Here is a 19103-nt window from a genome sequence, read left to right as displayed (position 1 = left end):
GGGCGCATCGCGCGGTCCCGGGCCCGAGGGGCAGCCGGCCCCGGGCCGGGCACCGGCCACCGGTCACGGCCCCGCTTCGGCCTCCGCTGCGGCGCGGCCGCACGCGGTGTGGCGCGTCGTCGCCGGTGACCGCGTGCTGTACGCCGACGCGGTCGTGCTCGCCGTTCCCGCCCCCGCCGCCGCCCGCCTGCTGCAGACCGAGAGCCCCGAGGCCGCCGCCGGGCTCAGCGGCGTCGAGTACGCCTCCATGGCCCTGGTCACGCTCGCGTACCGCCGCGCCGAGGCGGCCCTCCCCGACGGCAGCGGTTTCCTCGTGCCGCCGGTGGACGGACGCACCATCAAGGCCTCCACCTTCGCCTCGCGGAAATGGGGCTGGATCGCCGATGACAACCCCGGCCTCGTCGTCCTGCGCACCTCCGTGGGACGGTACGGCGAGACGGAGATCCTCCAGCGTGACGACAGCGAGCTGGTCGAGGTCTCCCGGCACGACCTGAAGGCGGCGACGGGCCTGGACGCCACCCCCGTCGCCACCCGTGTCACCCGCTGGGACGACGGCCTGCCCCAGTACCCCGTCGGCCACCACGCCCGTGTGGCCCGCGTCCGCGAGCACGTCGCGAAGCTCCCGGGGCTCGCCGTGTGCGGTGCCCCGTACGACGGCGTCGGCATCCCGGCCTGCATCGCGAGCGCGTACGCCGCCGTCGACCAGATCCAGGGCGACCCGCGGGGTGTGCAGGAGCTCACCGCCCACCCGGTGCAGAGCCTGCACGGCGGAGCGGGAGAATGAGGAGCATGAGTGACGACGCCTCCACCACGGCCGCCAGCACCGCGCCCGACCGGATCCCGAACAAGGGCAAGCTGGCCAAGGACCTCAACGAGGTCATCCGCTACACCCTCTGGTCCGTCTTCCGGCTGAAGGACGTCCTGCCCGAGGACCGCACGGGGTACGCCGACGAGGTCCAGGAGCTGTTCGACCAGCTCGCCGCCAAGGACGTCACGATCCGCGGCACGTACGACGTCTCGGGCCTGCGCGCCGACGCCGACCTCATGATCTGGTGGCACGCGGAGACCAGCGACGCGCTGCAGGAGGCGTACAACCTCTTCCGCCGCACGAAGCTGGGCCGCGCCCTGGAGCCCGTCTGGTCGAACATGGCGCTGCACCGCCCCGCCGAGTTCAACCGCTCGCACATCCCGGCGTTCCTCGCCGACGAGACGCCCCGCGACTACGTGAGCGTCTACCCGTTCGTGCGCTCCTACGACTGGTACCTGCTGCCCGACGAGGACCGCCGCCGCATGCTCGCCGACCACGGCAAGATGGCCCGCGGCTACCCGGACGTCCGCGCGAACACCGTCGCCTCGTTCTCCCTCGGCGACTACGAGTGGATCCTCGCCTTCGAGGCCGACGAGCTGTACCGCATCGTCGACCTCATGCGTCACCTGCGCGCCTCGGAGGCCCGCAGGCACGTCCGCGAGGAGGTGCCGTTCTTCACCGGCCGCCGCAAGGACATCGCCGACCTGGTCGCGGGCCTCGCCTGATCAGCGAGGCAGCCGTCCGGCCCCGGACCCGCCCGGGGCCGCGCGGTGCGACGCGTGCGGTTCCGGCTCGGCGTGCGGGGCGCAGTCCGTACGCCGGCCCGGGAGGCGGCCCCGGAGCAGATACGCCTCCAGGTGGCCGCCCACGCAGGCGTTCGGCCCGCCCGCGAGGCCGTGCGCGCCGGCGTCCCGCTCGGTGACCAGGCGCGAGCCCGCCAGGCGGCGGTGGAGTTCGAGGGCTCCGTCGTAGGGTGTGGCGGCGTCCCGTTCGGCGGCCAGGATCAGCGTCGGCGGCAACTCGCCCGGCCCGGCGCCGACGTCGACGGGGCGCTGCCGTGGCCCCCGCCAGTAGGCGCACGGCAGGTTCGTCCACACGTTCTCCCAGGTCTCGAAGGGTGCCACCCGCGCGAGCCGGGTGTTGTCCCGGTCCCACACCGTCCAGTCCGTCGGCCAGGGCGCGTCGTTGCACTCCACGGCCACGTACACCGCGCGGGTGTTCTCCGCCTCGGCCGCCGCTTCCGGCCGCGGCGCCGCCTGCTCGATCAGCGGCCCGGGGTCCCCGCCGAGGTACGCCGCCAGGGCGTGCGCGTGCCGCGGCCACTGGTCGTCGTAGTACCCGGCCTGCAGGAACGCCCCCTGCAGCTGCCCCGGCCCGACCTTCCCGCCGGCCGGCTTCACCGCCAGTCGCGCGCTCGCCCGCTCGTAGCTGCGCCGTACCTCCCGCGCGGTGCCGCCCAGCCCGTACACGTCGTGGTGGCGGGCGATCCACCTGCGGAAGTCCGCCCAGCGGCCCTCGAACGCCGCCGACTGGTCGAGGTTGTTGCGGTACCAGATCTTCCCGGGGTCCGGGTCGACCACCGAGTCGAACACCATGCGCCGCACGTGCGCGGGGAACAGCGTCGCGTAGACGGCCCCGAGGTAGGTGCCGTACGACGAGCCCAGGAAGGTCAGCCGTTCCTCGCCGAGCGCCGCGCGCAGCACGTCGAGGTCGCGTGCGTTGTTCAGCGAGTGGTAGTGGCGCAGCGCGCCGCCGGCCCGGTCGGCGCAGCCGCGCGCGTACGCCTTTGCCCGGGCGATGCGCTGCTTCTTGTACGACTCGGAGGGATGCGCCGGCGCCTGCGTGGGCCCTGCGAGGAACCGCTTCGGGTCCTCGCAGGACAGCGGCGCGGAACGGCCCACCCCGCGCGGGTCGTAGCCGACGAGGTCGTACGCGGCCGCGATGCGCCGCCACTCGGGACGCAGACCCATGAGCGGGAAGTACAGGCCGGAGGCACCCGGCCCGCCCGGGTTGTAGACCAGGGCACCCTGGCGGGGGACCCTGCGCTTGCTGTTGTACGGGTCCCTGTGCGTGGCCCGTACCCGGCTGACGGTGAGCCGGATCTGCCTGCCGTTCGGCCGGGCGTAGTCCAGCGGGACGGCCACCGTCGCGCACCGCACGCTGTCCGGCAGGTCCCGTGCGCCGGGGCACGGGCCGAAGTCGGCACCGGCCGCCCTGGCACGCGCGGCGGCCACCGCGGTGCCGCGCGCCTCGGCCGTCCCCCGCTCCCCGACGGCCGGTGCCGCGGTGACGGTGCCCAACAGCAAGGACCCCGCGGCCGAGTAGAGAAGAGCGGCTCTCATCACGAATCCCTTCGGTGCACGGAGGCGACACAAGGGATGTTTGGTTCGGCGCCGGGGGAAGGCAAGCACCGTCCGCCGGTGTCGGGCCCCATGGCCCCTGTGCGCCGCGGTCCGTCAGTCGTGTGCCTCTCGGTGCCCGAAGGCGGCGCGCAGGCCGGGTTCGCCGATCGCGTGGACGCCGCGCACGGCCACCGACGTCAGGAACGTCCGGTCGTCCGCGGTGCCGTCCGCGTTCCGGGTCAGCGCGCCGAGCAGCCGCTCACCGGCCGGGGAGGCCCAGCGCGAGTACGGGTGGATCTCGACACGGGCGATGGCCAGGCAGCTCAGGGTCAGGGCCAGCGGCAGCGCGAACCACAGGGCGACCAGGTGGCGCGGCATGACCGGCGGAACGGGCGTCAGCAGCGCGGCGACCCCAAGACAGAGGACGACGGCGGCCGCCACGCGTACCTGACGGACCGCCGCCGCCACCGTCGTGCGGGCGCTGTCCGGCACCGCGAGCCCCGCGCGCACCAGCCGGTCGGCGATACCGCGCACCGCGTCCGCCGTGGCGGCGGTGGCCCGTACCGGTGCGATCCGGCACTGCCCGCCGGGGCCGATGGCCCCTATGACCGACCGCTCCATCTCGTCCCGCCCGAACGGATCGACGACCGTCGCCCAGCCGGTGTGCGCCAGCAGCAGACGGCGCTGGCGCGCCATGGCGACGAGGGTCAGGTCAGCGACCCGCCGGGGGCCACCGGAGAGGAACGCCGCCTCGTACAAGGTGAGTTCATGGACCCGGCCGGTGTCCGCGGCGCCGGCCGCGGCGCGTACGGCGGCCAGGCACAGGCGGGTGCACGCCGCGCCCGCCACGGCCCAGGCCGCCAGCAGGAAAAGAACCCAGAGCATATGTTGTTTGTATGTGACACGGGCCGCGGAACACCATGGCTTGTTCACAGTTCGGACGGAGCGTTGTGGGTATGTGACGTTCCGTTTCGCCGTCGAGGTGTTGACCCGCCCGCCCTGCCGCGTGATCCACGTCAACCGCCCTGCCGATTGGTGCCGGGGCAGGCGACCAGGTGTGCTGTCCCGGGACGTTGGTGACAGGCGACACGCCTTGAGTGGTCCTTGGACGAGGCGAGGGCCTCTGGGTTTCACCGCCCGGCGCCGCCAACCTGGCGCTGGGCTTCGGCGCGAGAGTCGGCGCCGCCCTGACCCTCCGCCCCGAGGACAGGCGCCGATCGTGCTGCGGCCGCCCTCAACGCCGCAGCAGCACCCTGCGCGTCGCGCGGACGAGCCGGTGGGCCGGGCGCGCGGAGAGCGGTGCCGGGCCCGACCGCTCCAGCCACCACGCCCGCAACTCCCGCCGCGCCCCGGCGTTCTCGGGCCGTCCGGCGTGCAGCAGGTGCTCCGCGAAGTCGAGGGCGTCCCGGCGGTAGCCGCCGGTCATCGGCTGCGTCTGGGCGTAGGACAGGAAGGCCGGGCGGTAACCGGAGCCCAGGATCACGGGCAGTTCGGGCGCGACCTTGGCCACGACATCGGCGCGCTTCGCCGCCAGCGCCCGAGCCTGCACACCGACCCGTGCCCGGTCGAACCCCTCGGGCACGGGCGTACCGGCGACCAGCGCTGACAGCAGTGCGGCCTGCGCGAGCCCGAGCCGCTGCCGAGCGGCTGCGCCGTCACCGGGCCGGGGCAGGCCGCAGGCGCCCCGTGTCGCCCCGGCCTCCCCGCCCGGCCGTCCGGCACCGGCGCCCGCGAGGGGCCCACCCCCGATGCCGTGGGTCTCGTCGTGCCGCCCGCCGGTGCCCCGCGTGCCTGGCCCGTCGCCCTTCGTGGGCTCGCCGGGCGTCGCCCTCTCCCACCGCCCGGCCGGGGGTCCGGCCTTGTGCGCGTCCCGGTGCCGAGGGCGGGCCGCCGTGGTGTGCCGCTCGGCCGGGGCTTCGGCTCCGGGGGTGCCGGGGTATTGCAGGCGGGCCGCCGCGGTGCGCGGTTCGGCCGGGGTCTCCGCCTCGCGTGCGGCGCGCTGCCGAGGGCCGGCCGTCCCCGCCCGTCGGGCCGCATCCCCTGCCGCGGGCAGCTCACCGGCGGCGTCCCGCTCCTGGCGCCGTCCGGCGCCCGCCGCGGCTCGCCGCGCGGCCGTACAGCCCGCCGCCCGCACCTCGCTCTTCACGCGCTCCACGGCCCCCGCCTCCAGGGCCCGCCGGATCGCGCCCAGTTCCCCCTCCAGCTCCGACGGCGCCGGGAAGTTCTCGTCCCGTTCCAGCAGAACCCCCGGCGGCGACACCCGGGACGCGAGGTCCGTCAGGATGTCGAGGACCGGGCGCGGGACCGGGTGGGCGTGGCTGTCGTGCCAGACGCCGTCGCGTTCGAAGCCGCCCGCGACATGGACGTAGGCGATGGCCTCCAGGGGCAGCTCGGCGAGGGCCTTGGCCGGGTCCTCACCCCGGTTGACGTGGTTGGTGTGCAGGTTGGCCACGTCGATGAGGAGCCGCACGCCCGTGCGGTCCGCCAGCTCGTACAGGAACTGGCCCTCCGTCATCTCCTCGCCAGGCCAGGAGATCAGCGCGGCGATGTTCTCGACGGCCAGCGGCACCGGCAGCGCCTCCTGCGCGATGCGCACGTTCTCGCACAGCACCTCGAGCGCGTCCCGGGTCCGGGGGACGGGCAGCAGATGGCCCGCCTCCAGATGAGGGGAGGCCGTCAGCGCGCCGCCCGCCCGTACGAACGCGATGTGCTCGGTGACCAGCGGCGAACCCAGTGCCTCCACCCGCTCGGCCAGCGCGGCCAGCCGCCCGTCGTCGGGCCGGTCCGCACCCCCGAGGCCGAGCGAGACGCCGTGCGGCACGACGGTGACGCCGCGCTCGCGCAGCCTGAGCAGCGACTCGGGCAGGTGCCCGGGGCAGACGTTCTCCGCCACGGTCTCGACCCAGTCGATGCCCGGCATGCGCTCCACGGCGTCCGCGATCTCCGGCCGCCACCCGATGCCCGTCCCCAGTCGCTCCATCGTCCCCCTCCTCCGCACGGCCCGGTCCCCGAACGTGAGGGGGGTATGGCCCAGCCGCCCGGCCCCGAACCGCGCAGGGCCATGCTTCAGAGGAACATTTGAGGTTCGGCGGCGCTACACCGTACGGGAGGAGCGGTAGTTGAACACCGACCACAGGACGAACAGGCCGGTCACGATCATGATGATCGACCAGAACGGCTGGTACGGCAGCCAGATGAAGTTCGCGATCAGCGCCAGCCCGACCACGATCGCGGCCACGACCCGCGCCCAGGGCTCAGCGGTGAACAGACCGAACCCGGCCGCGACCACGAGCACGCCGACGACCAGGTGGATCCAGCCCCACGCCGTCAGGTCGAACGTGAAGACGTAGTCGCCGAAGCTCGTGTACACCTCGTCGTTCGCGATCGCCGCGATGCCCTGGAACACCGCGAAGAGGCCGTAGACGACCATCAGGGTGCCGCTCAGAGCGAGATCTCCGGCCGTCGAGGAATCTTCGGTACCGCCGGAGCCGGAACCGCCGGGCGTCCGGTCGTCGGCGGAGGGAGAGGGTGCGGCGCTGGTCATGGCTGCCTCCTGAATGAGGGTTGTCCGGTAACCCCACTGGAGCATCCGTCCGCGTCCGGCGCGCCCGCGGCTACTGCGAACGAGTGGCCGCCGGAGCGCCTACGACAGGTCCCGGCGGCCCCGGCGCAGCGCAGGGTGGTCCGCGACGACCGTGCACGAGCCGGGCGCGATCTCCGTGAACCCCGCGTCGCGGACCAACGGCAGTCCGCTGCCCGTCAGCCCGGGCCAGAAGGCCGCCCCGGCGGTCCGTACGGCGAGCGGGAAGCCCGCGTCGTGCCACGCGGCACGCTCCTCGCCGGACAGCTCCCACCAGGCGAGCTGCGCGGCGTGCCCCGCCTGGGCCATCGCCTTGCCGGCCGACATGCCGAGCCCGGGGTTCAGCCACAGCACCGGGGCGGTCGCGTCCGCCTCCACCGGCGGTTCCGGGTCGTCCAGGTCGGTGCCGGAGACCTGGAGCCGGGCCAGGTCCTTGGGCCAGCCGTCCAGCGGGACCGGCGGGAAGACCCGCACCTGGGCCGACTTGCCGGTGACCGTGATGCCGGGCAGCGCCTCGGCCCGCCGCCACTCGGCGCCGCGAGCCCGCCGCACCACCTTGCGGATCCTGGCGTCCTGCCAGTCGCGCATGGCCTGGGCCCACTCGCCGTCTCCGGCCGACCGCTCGTCACCGAGGATGGTCAGCACCGCCCGCGCGGCCGTCTCCAGGGCGTCCGTACGCGCCGGAGGGTCCGTACGCTCGATCCGCACGACCAGCGGCAGCACGAACTGCGGTGCCGTGTCGCGCGCCGAGGGTTCGGACCGGAAGGGGCTGTCACTCACGGGCGTGGGGTCTTCGCTCACGAATCCCAGTGTGCCAGCCGGGAGATCGTGCAGGATGGCCGCATGCGACCCGACCTGTGCCTTCACCACGCGGGCCGCCGCTACGGTCTGCGCGGCCCCTGGGTGTTACGCGGCGTCGACCTGACGGTCGCCCCGGGCCGGCTCGTGCGCGTCGAGGGCGCGAACGGCAGCGGCAAGTCCACCCTCCTGCGGCTGCTCGCCGGCATCGACTCCCCCAGCGAGGGCCGGATCACCGGCCGCCCGCGCACGGCCTACGTCCCCGAGCGTTTCCCGGCGGCGCTGCCGTTCACCGCCCTCGGCTACCTCACCCACCTCGGCACCGTGCACGGCCTGACCCGCGCGGCGGCCGCCCGTGCCGCGGGCGAGTGGCTGGAACGCCTCGGCGCCGCCGCGTACGCCGGGACGCCGATGGCCCGGCTGTCCAAGGGCGGCAGCCAGAAGGTCGCCGTCGCCCAGGCTTTGCTGGGGGAGCCGGAGCTGCTGGTGCTGGACGAGGCCTGGACCGGCCTGGACGCCGATGCCCGCGCCGAGTTCGAACGGGCCGTCGCGGAGCGCACGGCGGCCGGCGGCTCCGCGGTGTTCGTCGACCACGACCCGCGCCGCCTCGCCGGGCTGCCCGACGCGACCTACGCCGTGCGCGACGGACGCCTCGCCCCGCGGGCGGCCCGGGAGACGGTTCCGTCCGGCCCGCACATGACCGTCGAGACGCAGGGCCCACCGCAGGGACAGCTCCCCGAGGACGTACGCCGGACGGCCACTTCGGCCGAGGAGACCGGGCCGGGCCGCTACCGCCTCACCGTCCCCGCTCCGCACTCCGACGTCCTGCTCCGCACCCTCCTCACGGCCCGCCCGCCCTGGCATGTGGTGAGCGTGTCCCAGCCGGACGACACCTCCGGGGGCCTTCGATGACCGCCCTGCTGCGCTACCACGCCGCCCTCCTGCTGCGATCGCAGCGCTGGCTTCCGCCGTTCCTGCTGTACGCCGCCTTCCTCGCGGTCAGTGTCCGGGCCGGCCAGCCGGTGCTCGACTCGCTCGGCTACGCCGCCGCCGCACTGCTGCCGGTCGCCGCCTGGCTGACGCGGATCTGCGTCACAGCCGAGCCGGACGCCGCGCGCGGCTGCGTGGCGGCGGCCGCCGGGCCCGCCCGAGCCCACGTGGCGTGTCTGCTGGTGGCACCGGCCGCCTCGGCGGCGCTCGGCGCGGTCACGACCCTGCTGGTGACGCTGGTCAGCGCCCCCGTCGCCTCCGACCACCGCACCCCGGTGCCGCTCGTCCCCGCCTGCGGGGCCGGACTCCTCGCCGCCCTGTCGTGCGCCCTGCTCGGCACGGCCGTCGGCGCGCTCACCAGCCGCCCGCTGCTGCGGTCGCGGGGCCGTGCCGTCCTGGCGCTGCTGCCGGCGACGCTGCTGTCCCTGGTGGCCACCGGTTCTCCGGCGCAGGCGGCGGTACAGGGCCTGGTGACCGGCTCACGGTCGGGTACCGTCCCGCTCCCGCTGCTGCCCCTGGCCGCGGCAGCCCTGGTCACGGCCGCCGCGCTGGCCCTGGCCGGTGCGCTGGCGGCCCGCAGATCACCCTGAGCAGGTGGTGCGCTCCGCTTCCCGCCACTCGCGGACCCCCACCGCGTCATACGTCCAGCGTAGGACGGTCAGCGCCGTCCACCCACGGTCCCGATCAGCTCGGAGACCTTCACGAACCTGAAGCCCCTGCCGCGCAGCGCGGGCACGATCGCGCGCACCGCCCGTTCGGTCGCCGGAGCGGCACTGCGCGTGCAGTGCAGCACGACCACCGACCCCGGCCGCACCCCGTCGAGCACCTGCCGCACCACCACGTCCGCGTCGGTCTCGAACGCGTCGCCGCCGACCACGTCCCACTGCACGGCGGTCACACCGGTCGGGGTCAGCGCCCGGAGCGCCCGCCGGTCGTAACAGCCGCCGGGGAAGCGGAAGTACGGCATCGGGGCCCGCACGCCGGCCTTCCGGAAGGCGGCGTAGGCCCGCTCCACGTCCGACCGCATGAGTTTGCGGGGCACGGTCGGCAGGCCGTAGCAGTCCCGGGTGTACGCGTAGTGGCTGTAGGAGTGGTTCGCGACCTCGAAGCGCGGGTCCCGGCCGATGGAGCGGGCCTGGTCCGGATACTCCTCCGCCCACCGCCCGGTCATGAACACGGTGGCCGGCACCCTCAGCGCGCGCAGTGTCGAGATCAGCTGCGGATGGTCGAACCGTTCACCCGCCGCCGCTCGCGCCCCCTGCCCGGCGGTCATGTCGGCGTCGAAGGTGAGTGCGACGGTCCTGCCGCGCGAGCGGGGACCGTGTTCGAAGACGGGGGTCAGACCGGCCGGGCCGGGCGCGAGGGTGGGGGGCGCGGGCGGTGGCGCGGACACCGGCGCGGGGGGCGTCCTCCGCTGGGGCTGGGCGGTCCCGCAGGCGGCGAGGGCGGCGCCGAGGGCGCACACCAGGCCGGCGCGACGGAGAAGTGCGATCACCGTATGAAGATATGAGCCGGATCGCCCGGGTATTCCTGTCCCGTGCGGCTGTCACCCGAGCGTCAGATGTCCCGGCGCTCCAGCGGCTTGGTCGCCGGTCCCTGGATCACCTTGCCGTCCGTGTCGAAACGGGAGCCGTGGCAGGGGCACTCCCAGGCGCGCTCGGCGCCGTTGAAGGAGACCAGGCAGCCCAGGTGGGTGCAGCGGGCGGAGACGGCGTGCAGGGCCCCGTCGTCGTCCCGGTAGACCGCGACGCGGTGGCCGTCGGCACGGACCACGGCGCCCTCGCCGGGCGGCAGGGACTCCACCGGCGGCGACGGCCGCAACCGGTCGCCCACGAAGTGCCCGGCGACCTTGGCCTGCGTCTTCAGGAACGACGGTGCCTCCCGCACGGCGGGCCTCACCCGGCGCGGGTCGTACAGCCCGCTCCACGCGCACTCCTCGCCGGTGATCTGCGCGGTGAGCAGACGGCCCGCCATGATGCCGCCGGTCATGCCCCAGCCGGCGAAGCCGGTGGCCACATAGGCGTGCCTTGCACCCGGGTGCAACGGGCCCACCATCGGCACGGTGTCCGTCGGGTCGTTGTCCTGGGTGGCCCAGCGGTGGGTGACGTCGAGGTCCGGGAAGTGGTCGACCGCCCAGGCGGTGAGGTTCTCAAAACTGGCCCTCGGGTCGCCCGTGCCGGGCGTGAAGTGCTCGCCGGTGACCACGAGCAGGCGCCGGTCGCCCTCGAAGGGCGCGGTGCGCACCGAGCGGGTGCCTTCGTCGGGCGTGATGAACATGCCGCCCGGGTCCTGGTCCGCGGGGATCGTGCCGGCGACCACCAGTTCGCGGCGCGGGGACAGCCGGGTGAACAGCATGGCCCGGTCGAAGATCGGGTAGTGCGTCGCGACGACGACGTCCCGGGCCCGGACCGTCGCCCCGGCCGCCGTCGACAGCCGGCACGGTTCGCCTTCGTCCAGGCCGAGGACAGTGGTGTCCTCGTAGATGTGCCCGCCGCGTTCCACCAGGTCGGCGGCGAGGGCCAGCAGGTACTTGCGCGGGTGGAACTGGGCCTGCCCGGTGACTTGGACCGCGCCCGCCACCGGGAAGGGCAGACCGGTCTCCGTCACAAACGAGGCGGGCAGCCCGGCCTCGGCCGCCGCCCGCGCCTCGGCACGCAGTTCCTCGACCCGGCCCGCGTCACAGGCGTAGGTGTAGGCGCTCCTGGTCTCCCACTCGCAGTCGATGCCCAGTTCCGCGACGACCCCGGCCGCGTGCTCGAGCGCCTCGGACTGGGAGCGGGCGTACAGCCGCGCGCCCTCGGGGCCGCGGGTGCGGCGCAGTTTGTCGTAGACGAGCGAGTGCAGGACGGTGACCTTGGCGGTGGTGTGCCCGGTGACCGACGCCGCGACCCGCCCGGCCTCCAGTACCGCGACGCTCCGCCCGGCCCGCGCGAGCTCCCACGCCGTACTCAGCCCGGCGATCCCGGCCCCGATCACCGCCACGTCGACGTCCACGTCCTCCGTCAGCGCCGGGAACCGGCCGCCCGGTGCCGTGTCGAGCCAGTAGGAGCTGCTGACCTGCTGCTTCTCGCTCATACGTCGCCGAGTACCCCCGTCCGCCCGCTTCAGTGGGGCGCTTCGCGAGGAGGGAAAGAGAACTATGCCCGCCCGGGTCGCGTGGTCCGGGCGGGCATAGTGAAAGGACCCCTAACGGCGCCAGGGGCCCGTCACCGCGAACGTGGTGCCGGGGTTGTAGCAGTTGACGTACATCGTGTCCCCGTCGGGGGAGAAGGTCACGCCGGCGAACTCACCCCACTCGGGCGCTTCCGGGGTGCCGATGTTCTGCCGGTTGCGGGCCATCGCGTAGACCTTGCCGCGCCGGGTCACCCCGTAGACGTGCTGGGCGCCCTCGCCGTCCTCGCAGACCATCAGGCCGCCGCTGGGCGCCAGGCAGATGTTGTCCGGCGACTCGCCCGGGAGCTGCAGGTCGGTGTCCGGGCCGAAGACGATCACCAGGGTCAGCCTGCGGCACTCCGGGTCGTAGCGCCAGACCTGCCCGTAGTGGTCGGCGGCCGAACCGTCCGACCGGCGCGCGAACGACGACACGAAGTACACCGAACGCCCGCCCCAGTAGCAGCCCTCCAGCTTCTGCGCGTGTGTGATGCCTCCGCGGCCGAAGTCCTGGAACCGGATGGGCGTCTGAGCCGCCTGCGGGTCGGGGACGTCCACCCACTCGATGCCGTCGAACTCGGCGCCGATGTCCTGGATGGTGGACAGGTCGGGTACCCCCGGCACGCGCATGGCCTGGAGCCTGCCGCCCGCGCGCAGCGAACCCCGGCCGCCCAGGGGCTTCTCCGGCAGGAAGCGGTAGAAGAGGCCGAAGGGCTTCTCGAAGGCGTCCTCCGTCTCGTACACCACCCCCCGCCTGGGGTCGACGGCGATCGCCTCGTGCTGGAAGCGGCCCATCGCGGTCAGCGGCACGGCTCCGGTGCGGCGCGGGTCGGCCGGGTCGACCTCGAAGATGAAGCCGTGGTCCTTGGTGTAGCCGTTGGTGCCGGCCTTGTCCTCGGTCTCCTCACAGGTCAGCCAGGTGCCCCACGGCGTGGGGCCGCCCGCGCAGTTCACGGCCGTACCGGCGATCGCGACGCGCTCGGACAGCACGCGGCCCCGCGCGTCCAGCGTCAGCGCCGTACAGCCGCCCTTGCCGGCCGGATCATAGGTGAGGCCCTCGACGGCCGGGACCGGGATCTTTCCGCCTGCGCGGTTCTCGTGGTTGCGGACCAGGTGGACACGGCCGGCTCCGCCGGCGAAGGCCGACATGCCGTCGTGGTTGGAGGGGACCTTGCCCTCACCCGAACGGAGCTCGTCCCCCTGCCGGGAGAGGACCCGGTAGCTGAAGCCCTCCGGCAGATCCAGCAGCCCCTCGGGGTCGGGGACGAGCGGGCCGTAGCCGTCGCGGCCGAGCGGCTGCGCGGCGGCGGTGCCGGCGAAGAGTTCTGACAGGGCGCCGGAGAACGCGATCCCGAGGCCCGCGGCGCCCGCCCCGGCGAGCACCTGACGTCGTGTGGCGGAACGACCGGATTCGGTCATGGGGAAACCTTCCTGCTGGCGGACAGGAACAGTGATCCCGCTGTGTCTATCACCTGGGGCGGGTCGCGGGAACCACGCGCGTAGCGCGCGTCACTGCTCGACCGCGCGCCGCAGCTCCTCCATGGCCCGTTCCGTCTTGTCGGCGTCGGCGTCGGCGTCGGCGTCGGTGTCGGCGTGGGCGTCGGTGTCGGCGTGGGCGTCGGCGTCCGCCGGCCGGCCTTCCTCACGTCCCCTTTCCAGGAACCGCAGGAGCTCCACCGGGATGGGCAGCACCAGGGTCGAGTTCTTCTCCGCCGCCACGGCCATCACGGTCTGCAGCAGCCGGAGCTGGAGCGCCGAGGGGGTGTCCGCCATCTGGTGGGCGGCCTGGGCCAGTTTCTTCGAGGCCTGGTACTCGGCGTCGGCGTTGATCAGGCGGGCACGGCGCTCGCGGTCGGCCTCGGCCTGACGGGCCATGGAGCGCTTCATCGTGTCGGGCAGGGACACGTCCTTGATCTCGACGCGGTCGATGGTCACACCCCATTCCACGGCCGGGCTGTCGATCATCAGCTCCAGGCCCTGGTTGAGCTTCTCCCGGTTGGACAGGAGATCGTCCAGCTCGCTCTTGCCGATGATCGAGCGCAGCGAGGTCTGTGCCATCTGGGACACCGCGAAGCGGTAGTCCTCCACGTTGACGACCGCGGCGCCGGGGTCCACGACCTTGAAGTACACCACCGCGTCGACCCGCACGGTCACGTTGTCGCGGGTGATGCCCTCCTGGGCGGGCACCGGCATGGTCACGATCTGCATGTTGACCTTGCGCATGCGGTCCACCGCCGGAACGATCATGGTGAACCCGGGCCGGCGTACGTCGCCGTGCAGCCGGCCGAGCCGGAATACGACCCCGCGCTCGTACTGCTTCACGACCCGGGCCGCCGCGGCCAGATAGACCACGCCGGCGGCACCGGCGGCCAGAATCGCCGCGACCAGCTCTTCGAGCATGGTGACCTCCCCGTCCAGAGGTCCGGTTTTTTCTGCTTCTGCAACGATATGCCCGGTTCGGGTCGCGGGGCCACGCCCGGGGGCCGGGCGCAGCCGCACACACGGCGGCCCGGGGCGCGCGTGGGGTGCGCGCCCCGGACCGGGGGAGACCGGGTGGTACGGCCGGCTTGCTAGACCGCCGCCACCTTCTCGCTCTGAGGCGACTCCTCCGGCTCCATGACCTTCACCGGCTCGGTGCCCGTCGCGCTGTGGCGTTCGGCCCAGCTCTCCAGGGCCGTGCGGCAGGCGTGGTCGAGGTGGTGCAGACCCTTCAGGTCCAGCTCGACCGGGCGGTCCTGCGGCAGGTTCTCCAGGCTGTCCAGGATCTTCGGCAGCCGCAGGAACGTCGCGTTGCCCGACAGGTACGCCTGGATGGGACCGGCGCCCTTGTCGATGACGTCGAGCCTGACGTGCGACGCCTCCCAGGCGGTCTTCACGACCGACAGGGCCAGACCGATGAGCACACCCTCGAACATGTTCACCGCGACGATGGACACGGCGGTGACCACCAGGATCAGCGCCTCACCCTTGTGGGCCCGCCACAGCGCCGTGATCTGGCGGAACGGGATCAGCTTCCAGCCGGCGTGCACCAGGATGCCCGCGAGAGCGGGGATCGGTATCAGGGCCAGGGCCCACGGCATCGCGGCGGCGAACAGCAGCAGCCACACGCCGTGCAGCACCCGGGACGCCTTGGTCCTGGCGCCCGCGGCGACGTTGGCGGAGCTGCGCACGATGACCGCGGTCATCGGCAGCGCGCCGAGCAGACCGCACAGGGTGTTGCCCGCGCCCTGGGCGATCATCTCCTTGTTGTACTCGGTGCGCGGGCCGTTGTGCAGCCGGTCCACGGCCGCCGCGCTGAACAGGCTCTCCGCGGAGGCGATCAGCGCGAAGGCGATGATGGTGCCCCAGATGGCCGGGCTCGCCAGCTCGCCGAAGGCCTCGGCCCCGGGCGGCTGGATGACGCCGAGCAGGCCCTCCACCTGGACGGTGGCGACCGGAAGGGAGAAGGCGAGCGTGGCGGCCGTGGCCAGGACGACCGCCGCGAGGGCGCCGGGCACGGTCTGGACCGCCTTCGGCAGCTTCTTCCACAGCACGATGACGGCGATGGTGCCCGCGCCGATCGCGAGGGACATCAGGGCCCGGGTGCTGCCGAGCGTGTCGGCGAACATCCCGGGCAGGCCGGCGATCTTGTCGAGTCCGGACTCGGGTGCCTTCAGGCCCGCCGCCGCGTAGACCTGACCGGCGATGATCACCAGTCCGATGCCGCACAGCATGCCCTCGACGACCGAGACGGAGATCGCCCGGAACCAGCGGCCTATCCCGAGGAAGCCCATGGCGAGCTGGAGCAGCCCGGCGATCAGCACGATCACGCCGAGCGTGGCCACTCCGAACTCGCTGACGGCCTCGAAGACCAGCACGGTGAGGCCGGCGGCGGGCCCGGAGACCTGAAGGCTGCTGCCGCGCATCAGCCCGGTGACGAGGCCGCCGACGATGCCGGTGATGAGACCCAGCTCGGCGGGGACGCCGGAGGCGACCGCCACGCCGACGCACAACGGCACCGCGACAAGGAAGACGACGATCGAGGCGAGGAAGTCCTGCCTCAGGTAAGGGAACTTCGACAGCATGGTCACCGGCCCCCTCAGAGCGTCTCGAACGTGTCGGACTGCGCGCGGTGTTCCCGCACGACGCCGGTGTGGACCTCGTAGTACCAGCCGTGCAGCTGGAGTTCACCCGCCTCGAGGCGCTGCTCGATGCAGGGGTAGGAACGCAGCCGCAGCAGCTGCGTCAGCACGTGGTTCTGCACCGCCTCGGCGACCGTCGGGTCGCCGGGGTCGGAGCACTTGGGCTCGTCCGCCGCGTGGGCGAGCCAGTCCCGCACGGCGGGTACGGCGGCGAGATCGTCGTGGCGCACCACCGCGCCGACGGCGCCGCAGTGGGAGTGGCCGCACACCACGATGTGCTGGACGCCGAGCACCTGGACGGCGTACTCGATGGTGGCCGCCTCGCCGGTGGGGGTGGCGGAGGCGTACGGCGGGACGACGTTGCCCGCTGTGCGCAGCTCGAAGAGCTCGCCGGGCCGGGCGCCCGTGATCAGGGCCGGTACGACCCTGGAGTCGGAGCAGGTGATGAACAGGACGTCGGGGGACTGGCCCTCGGCGAGGCGGGCGAACTCCTCAGGGCGCTGTCCGAACATGCGGGCGTTGTCGATGAGGGGCTGCATGAGTGTGGTGACTCCTCCTGGCGCGCGTGGGGGCGCGTCGGACGGACATGACAGAGGTGGGGGTGAACGGCTCTGATCCTCAGCAGCGGAAGATCTGAAGCGCTGCCGGAGTGTGCGACGCCGAGGATCTCGACGTGCGTTGGTGCGCGGCGCCGGGGGTGACCGGTTCCTCCGCCGTCGGCTGGATGTGCCTGAGCGGCGGCCGCTCGGGTGCCGGGGGCGCGGAGTCGGCTGCGTGGGTGCGGAGACGGGTCCGCAGGGGACCGGTCGGGTCCCCGTGGTGTCCGGCGCGGCACGAGGCGATCTCGTCGCGCAGTGCCTTCCCGGTGAACTCGGTCCCGGGACGCGAGGACTTGCCGGAGGGTGTGGTTCCGGTCTGGGGCTTGGCCTCGACTTGACTGGGGGAGTGCGCGGTTGCGAAGGACGCTGCCGGAGCGAAGAACTGGAGGGCGAGCAGGACGGCGGAGAGCAGCGAAACCACGGTCCGTGCCGTCGTACCTCGGTACATGCGCCCCCCTCCGGATGCTCAACACGTCTAGCGCTGACCAACAGTTGGTCAATCACTGGTCAAGAAACACGTTAACCCTGCAAAGCCGTTTGCAGGGTTAACTTAGTGTTTCAAGCTGAAGAGAGCCTGAAAACCGTGGCTGGGCTGGCTTGAAAAAGCCCTTACTTCACGGTAGTTGGCGCGGTATTGGGATTGTGGTCACCGGGGGTCGGCGAGCCGGCCCGCGTCGCGGGCCAGGGCCGTGAGCCGGGAGATGGCCCGGAAGTACTTCTTGCGGTAGCCGCCGTTCAGCATCTCCTCGCTGAACAGCTGGTCGAAGGGCAGACCCGAGGCCATCACGGGCACCTCACGGTCGTAGAGCCGGTCCGCGAGGACGACGAGCCTGAGGGCCGTCGACTGGTCGGGAACCGGCCGCACCCCGGTGAGGCACACGGCCTCGATTCCGTCCGTCAGAGCGCCGTAGCGACTGGGGTGGACCCGGGCGAGGTGCTCCAGGAGGGGCGAGAACGCGTCGAGCGAGGCCCCCTCGGTGGCGTGCGCCGCCTTGGTCACCTGCTCGTCGGAGTAGGGCGGCGGAGCCTTGGGCAGGCCGCGGTGACGGTAGTCCTCGCCGTCGATGCGCAGGGGGCGGAAATGCGCCGACAGGCCCTGGATCTCGCGCAGGAAGTCGGCCGCGGCGAACCGGCCCTCACCGAGCTTGCCGGGCAGGGTGTTCGAGGTGGCGGCGAGCGCCACGCCCGCGTCGACGAGCTTGCCGAGCAGGGTGGAGACCAGGACGGTGTCACCGGGGTCGTCGAGCTCGAACTCGTCGATGCACAGCAGACGGTGGCCGGACAGCGTCTGGACGGTCTTCTGGAACCCGAGGGCGCCGACCAGGTTGGTCAGCTCCACGAAGGTGCCGAAGGCCTTGAGCTCCGGCTCGGCCGGGGTGGCGTGCCACAGGGACGCCAGCAGGTGGGTCTTGCCGACGCCGTAGCCGCCGTCGAGGTAGACGCCGCGCGGGCCGGCCGGAGCCTGCTTCGCCGCCTTGCCGAATCCGAACAGCCGCCGCTTGCCGGATCCGCCCGCGCCCGGGCCGAGACCCGCCGCGAAGCTCTCCAGGACCTGGACGGCCTCCGTCTGGCTGGGCTGGTTCGGGTCCGGGATGTACGTGCTGAAGCGCACCGAGTCGAACCGGGGCGGCGGCACCATTTCGGCGACCAGCCGGTCCGCGGGAACGTGCGGCTCGCGGGCGCACAGGGAAAGCGGGGCCGCGTCGGTTGTCGGGCCGGTACCGGAGGGGGCGGGGGAAGAGGACACGGTTCACCATGCTACGGCGCGTGGAACACTGCACGGCATGCGACGTCTGTTCCCTGTGACCGATGAAACAGCAGCTCCGGGCCCCGGCGAGGGGGTGGCGGACCGTGCCGGACGGGAGTGGAGCCTGGACGAGCTGGCCGCGGCTTACGCCTATCCCGAGCCGGGCCCCGAGGGGCCGGCGCCGTGGCTGCGCGCCAACATGGTGTCCACCCTGGACGGGGCAGCCCAGCACGACGGCCGTTCGCAGCCCATCTCCAGCGCCGCCGACATGCGGATCTTCGGCACGCTGCGGGCCCTGGCGGACGTGGTGGTCGTCGGCGCGGAAACAGTGCGCCGGGAGGGGTACCGCCCGGCCCGCGCGCGTGCCGAGTTCGCGGCGACGCGCGAGGCGGCCGGGCAGACCCCCGCACCCGCGATCGCGGTGATCACCGCCAGCCTGGATCTGGACTTCTCGCTCCCCCTGTTCACCTCGCCCCTGGTACCCACCCTGATCCTCACGGGAGCCTCGGCCGCCCCGGACCGCCTCGCCGCCGCGGAGCGGGCGGGCGCGCGGGTGCTGGCCGCCGGGGACGGCGTCGGCGTGGATCCGGCCCGTGCCGTTCAGGCCCTCGCCGGCCTCGGCCACACCCGGCTGCTGACCGAGGGCGGCCCGCGGCTGCTCGGGCAGCTGGTGGCGGCCGGTGTGCTCGACGAGCTCTGCCTGACCGTCTCCCCGATGCTCACCGCGGGCGGGGCGCAGCGCATCGCCGGGGGCCCCGCAGTCCCGGTGCCGCAGCGCTTCGGGCTGGTGTCGATGCTGGAGGAGGACGGCTTCCTGTTCACCAGGTACGCACGGGCCTGACGTACTGAATCCCGCGGCACGGGGTAACGGCTCCTCGGTACAGATGCCGCCGGTCGGGTCATCGGCGGCGAACACGGGGCAGGATGGTTTCCGCAGGGTCCGGCACACGGCCCACGGCATGGGGCCA

Annotated in this window: 18 protein-coding genes; 5 read left to right on the top strand and 13 right to left on the bottom strand. The window is 73.4% G+C overall.

The features are described from left to right. Positions 1–784: protoporphyrinogen oxidase (gene hemG / locus IE212_RS11640; RefSeq protein WP_229864218.1), on the top strand; the 784-nt coding region annotated here is incomplete at its 5' end. 5 nt (positions 785–789) lie between these two features. Next, positions 790–1533, top strand: coding sequence for a hydrogen peroxide-dependent heme synthase (gene hemQ / locus IE212_RS11635; protein WP_190197682.1), 744 nt, complete (start codon positions 790–792; stop codon positions 1531–1533). On the opposite strand, the gene IE212_RS11630 is transcribed toward hemQ, so the two are convergent. The 5 genes from IE212_RS11630 to IE212_RS11605 all read right to left on the bottom strand — a co-directional run bounded on the left by IE212_RS11630 (position 1534) and on the right by IE212_RS11605 (position 7531). Continuing rightward, positions 1534–3150: an alpha/beta hydrolase gene (locus IE212_RS11630; RefSeq protein ID WP_190197681.1), complete on the bottom strand. Its 1617-nt coding sequence runs from the start codon at positions 3148–3150 to the stop codon at positions 1534–1536. It abuts the gene before it with no gap. A gap of 114 nt (positions 3151–3264) precedes the next feature. Continuing rightward, on the bottom strand, positions 3265–4035 hold the full coding sequence (locus IE212_RS11625) for a TIGR04222 domain-containing membrane protein (RefSeq protein WP_190197680.1): 771 nt from the start codon (positions 4033–4035) through the stop codon (positions 3265–3267). A gap of 349 nt (positions 4036–4384) precedes the next feature. Continuing rightward, positions 4385–6130, bottom strand: a complete 1746-nt coding sequence (locus IE212_RS34885; RefSeq protein ID WP_229864216.1) for an MbnB/TglH/ChrH family RiPP precursor modification enzyme — start codon at positions 6128–6130, stop codon at positions 4385–4387. Between the two features lie 114 nt (positions 6131–6244). Continuing rightward, complete coding sequence (locus IE212_RS11610) at positions 6245–6694, bottom strand: DUF7144 family membrane protein (protein WP_190197679.1); 450 nt, start codon at positions 6692–6694, stop codon at positions 6245–6247. 99 nt (positions 6695–6793) lie between these two features. Beyond that, positions 6794–7531, bottom strand: coding sequence for an aminoacyl-tRNA hydrolase (locus IE212_RS11605; protein WP_190197678.1), 738 nt, complete (start codon positions 7529–7531; stop codon positions 6794–6796). A gap of 42 nt (positions 7532–7573) precedes the next feature. Between IE212_RS11605 and IE212_RS11600 the strand changes: the two genes are divergently transcribed. Both IE212_RS11600 and IE212_RS11595 read left to right on the top strand, forming a co-directional pair. Continuing rightward, positions 7574–8440: an ABC transporter ATP-binding protein gene (locus IE212_RS11600; protein WP_190197677.1), complete on the top strand. Its 867-nt coding sequence runs from the start codon at positions 7574–7576 to the stop codon at positions 8438–8440. Continuing rightward, entirely contained in the window at positions 8437–9108 is a 672-nt protein-coding gene (locus IE212_RS11595; RefSeq protein ID WP_190197676.1) for an ABC transporter, read from the top strand. The genes IE212_RS11600 and IE212_RS11595 overlap by 4 nt, the downstream gene beginning before the upstream one ends. Before the next feature lie 68 nt (positions 9109–9176). On the opposite strand, the gene IE212_RS11590 is transcribed toward IE212_RS11595, so the two are convergent. The 8 genes from IE212_RS11590 to zapE form a co-directional block, all read right to left on the bottom strand. Continuing rightward, on the bottom strand, positions 9177–10013 hold the full coding sequence (locus IE212_RS11590; RefSeq protein WP_190197675.1) for a polysaccharide deacetylase family protein: 837 nt from the start codon (positions 10011–10013) through the stop codon (positions 9177–9179). A gap of 62 nt (positions 10014–10075) precedes the next feature. Further along, the gene (locus tag IE212_RS11585) at positions 10076–11593 is read right to left on the bottom strand and encodes an FAD-dependent oxidoreductase (RefSeq protein ID WP_190197674.1); all 1518 of its coding nucleotides are present in this window, start codon (positions 11591–11593) and stop codon (positions 10076–10078) included. Positions 11594–11704: 111 nt separating this feature from the next. After that, positions 11705–13087, bottom strand: coding sequence for a PhoX family protein (locus IE212_RS11580; protein WP_190197673.1), 1383 nt, complete (start codon positions 13085–13087; stop codon positions 11705–11707). Between the two features lie 90 nt (positions 13088–13177). Next, on the bottom strand, positions 13178–14068 hold the full coding sequence (locus IE212_RS11575) for a slipin family protein (RefSeq protein ID WP_190197672.1): 891 nt from the start codon (positions 14066–14068) through the stop codon (positions 13178–13180). A gap of 170 nt (positions 14069–14238) precedes the next feature. Next, positions 14239–15732: a SulP family inorganic anion transporter gene (locus tag IE212_RS11570; RefSeq protein WP_190197671.1), complete on the bottom strand. Its 1494-nt coding sequence runs from the start codon at positions 15730–15732 to the stop codon at positions 14239–14241. Positions 15733–15746: 14 nt separating this feature from the next. Further along, the gene (locus tag IE212_RS11565) at positions 15747–16328 is read right to left on the bottom strand and encodes a carbonic anhydrase (protein ID WP_190197670.1); all 582 of its coding nucleotides are present in this window, start codon (positions 16326–16328) and stop codon (positions 15747–15749) included. Positions 16329–16407: 79 nt separating this feature from the next. Continuing rightward, entirely contained in the window at positions 16408–16836 is a 429-nt protein-coding gene (locus IE212_RS11560; RefSeq protein ID WP_190197669.1) for a hypothetical protein, read from the bottom strand. Between the two features lie 198 nt (positions 16837–17034). Then, positions 17035–18135: a cell division protein ZapE gene (gene zapE / locus IE212_RS11555; protein WP_190197668.1), complete on the bottom strand. Its 1101-nt coding sequence runs from the start codon at positions 18133–18135 to the stop codon at positions 17035–17037. A 37-nt stretch (positions 18136–18172) separates the two neighbouring features. On the opposite strand from zapE, the gene IE212_RS11550 reads away from it, so the two are divergent. After that, the gene (locus IE212_RS11550) at positions 18173–18976 is read left to right on the top strand and encodes a pyrimidine reductase family protein (protein ID WP_190197667.1); all 804 of its coding nucleotides are present in this window, start codon (positions 18173–18175) and stop codon (positions 18974–18976) included. Positions 18977–19103 lie beyond the last annotated feature (127 nt).

The sequence above is a fragment of the Streptomyces djakartensis genome, assembly GCF_014651075.1.
In the GTDB taxonomy this organism is placed as follows: Bacteria; Actinomycetota; Actinomycetes; order Streptomycetales; family Streptomycetaceae; genus Streptomyces; species Streptomyces djakartensis.
Note: the sequence above shows the minus strand (reverse complement) of the source record. Positions and strands in the feature narration are given on the sequence as shown.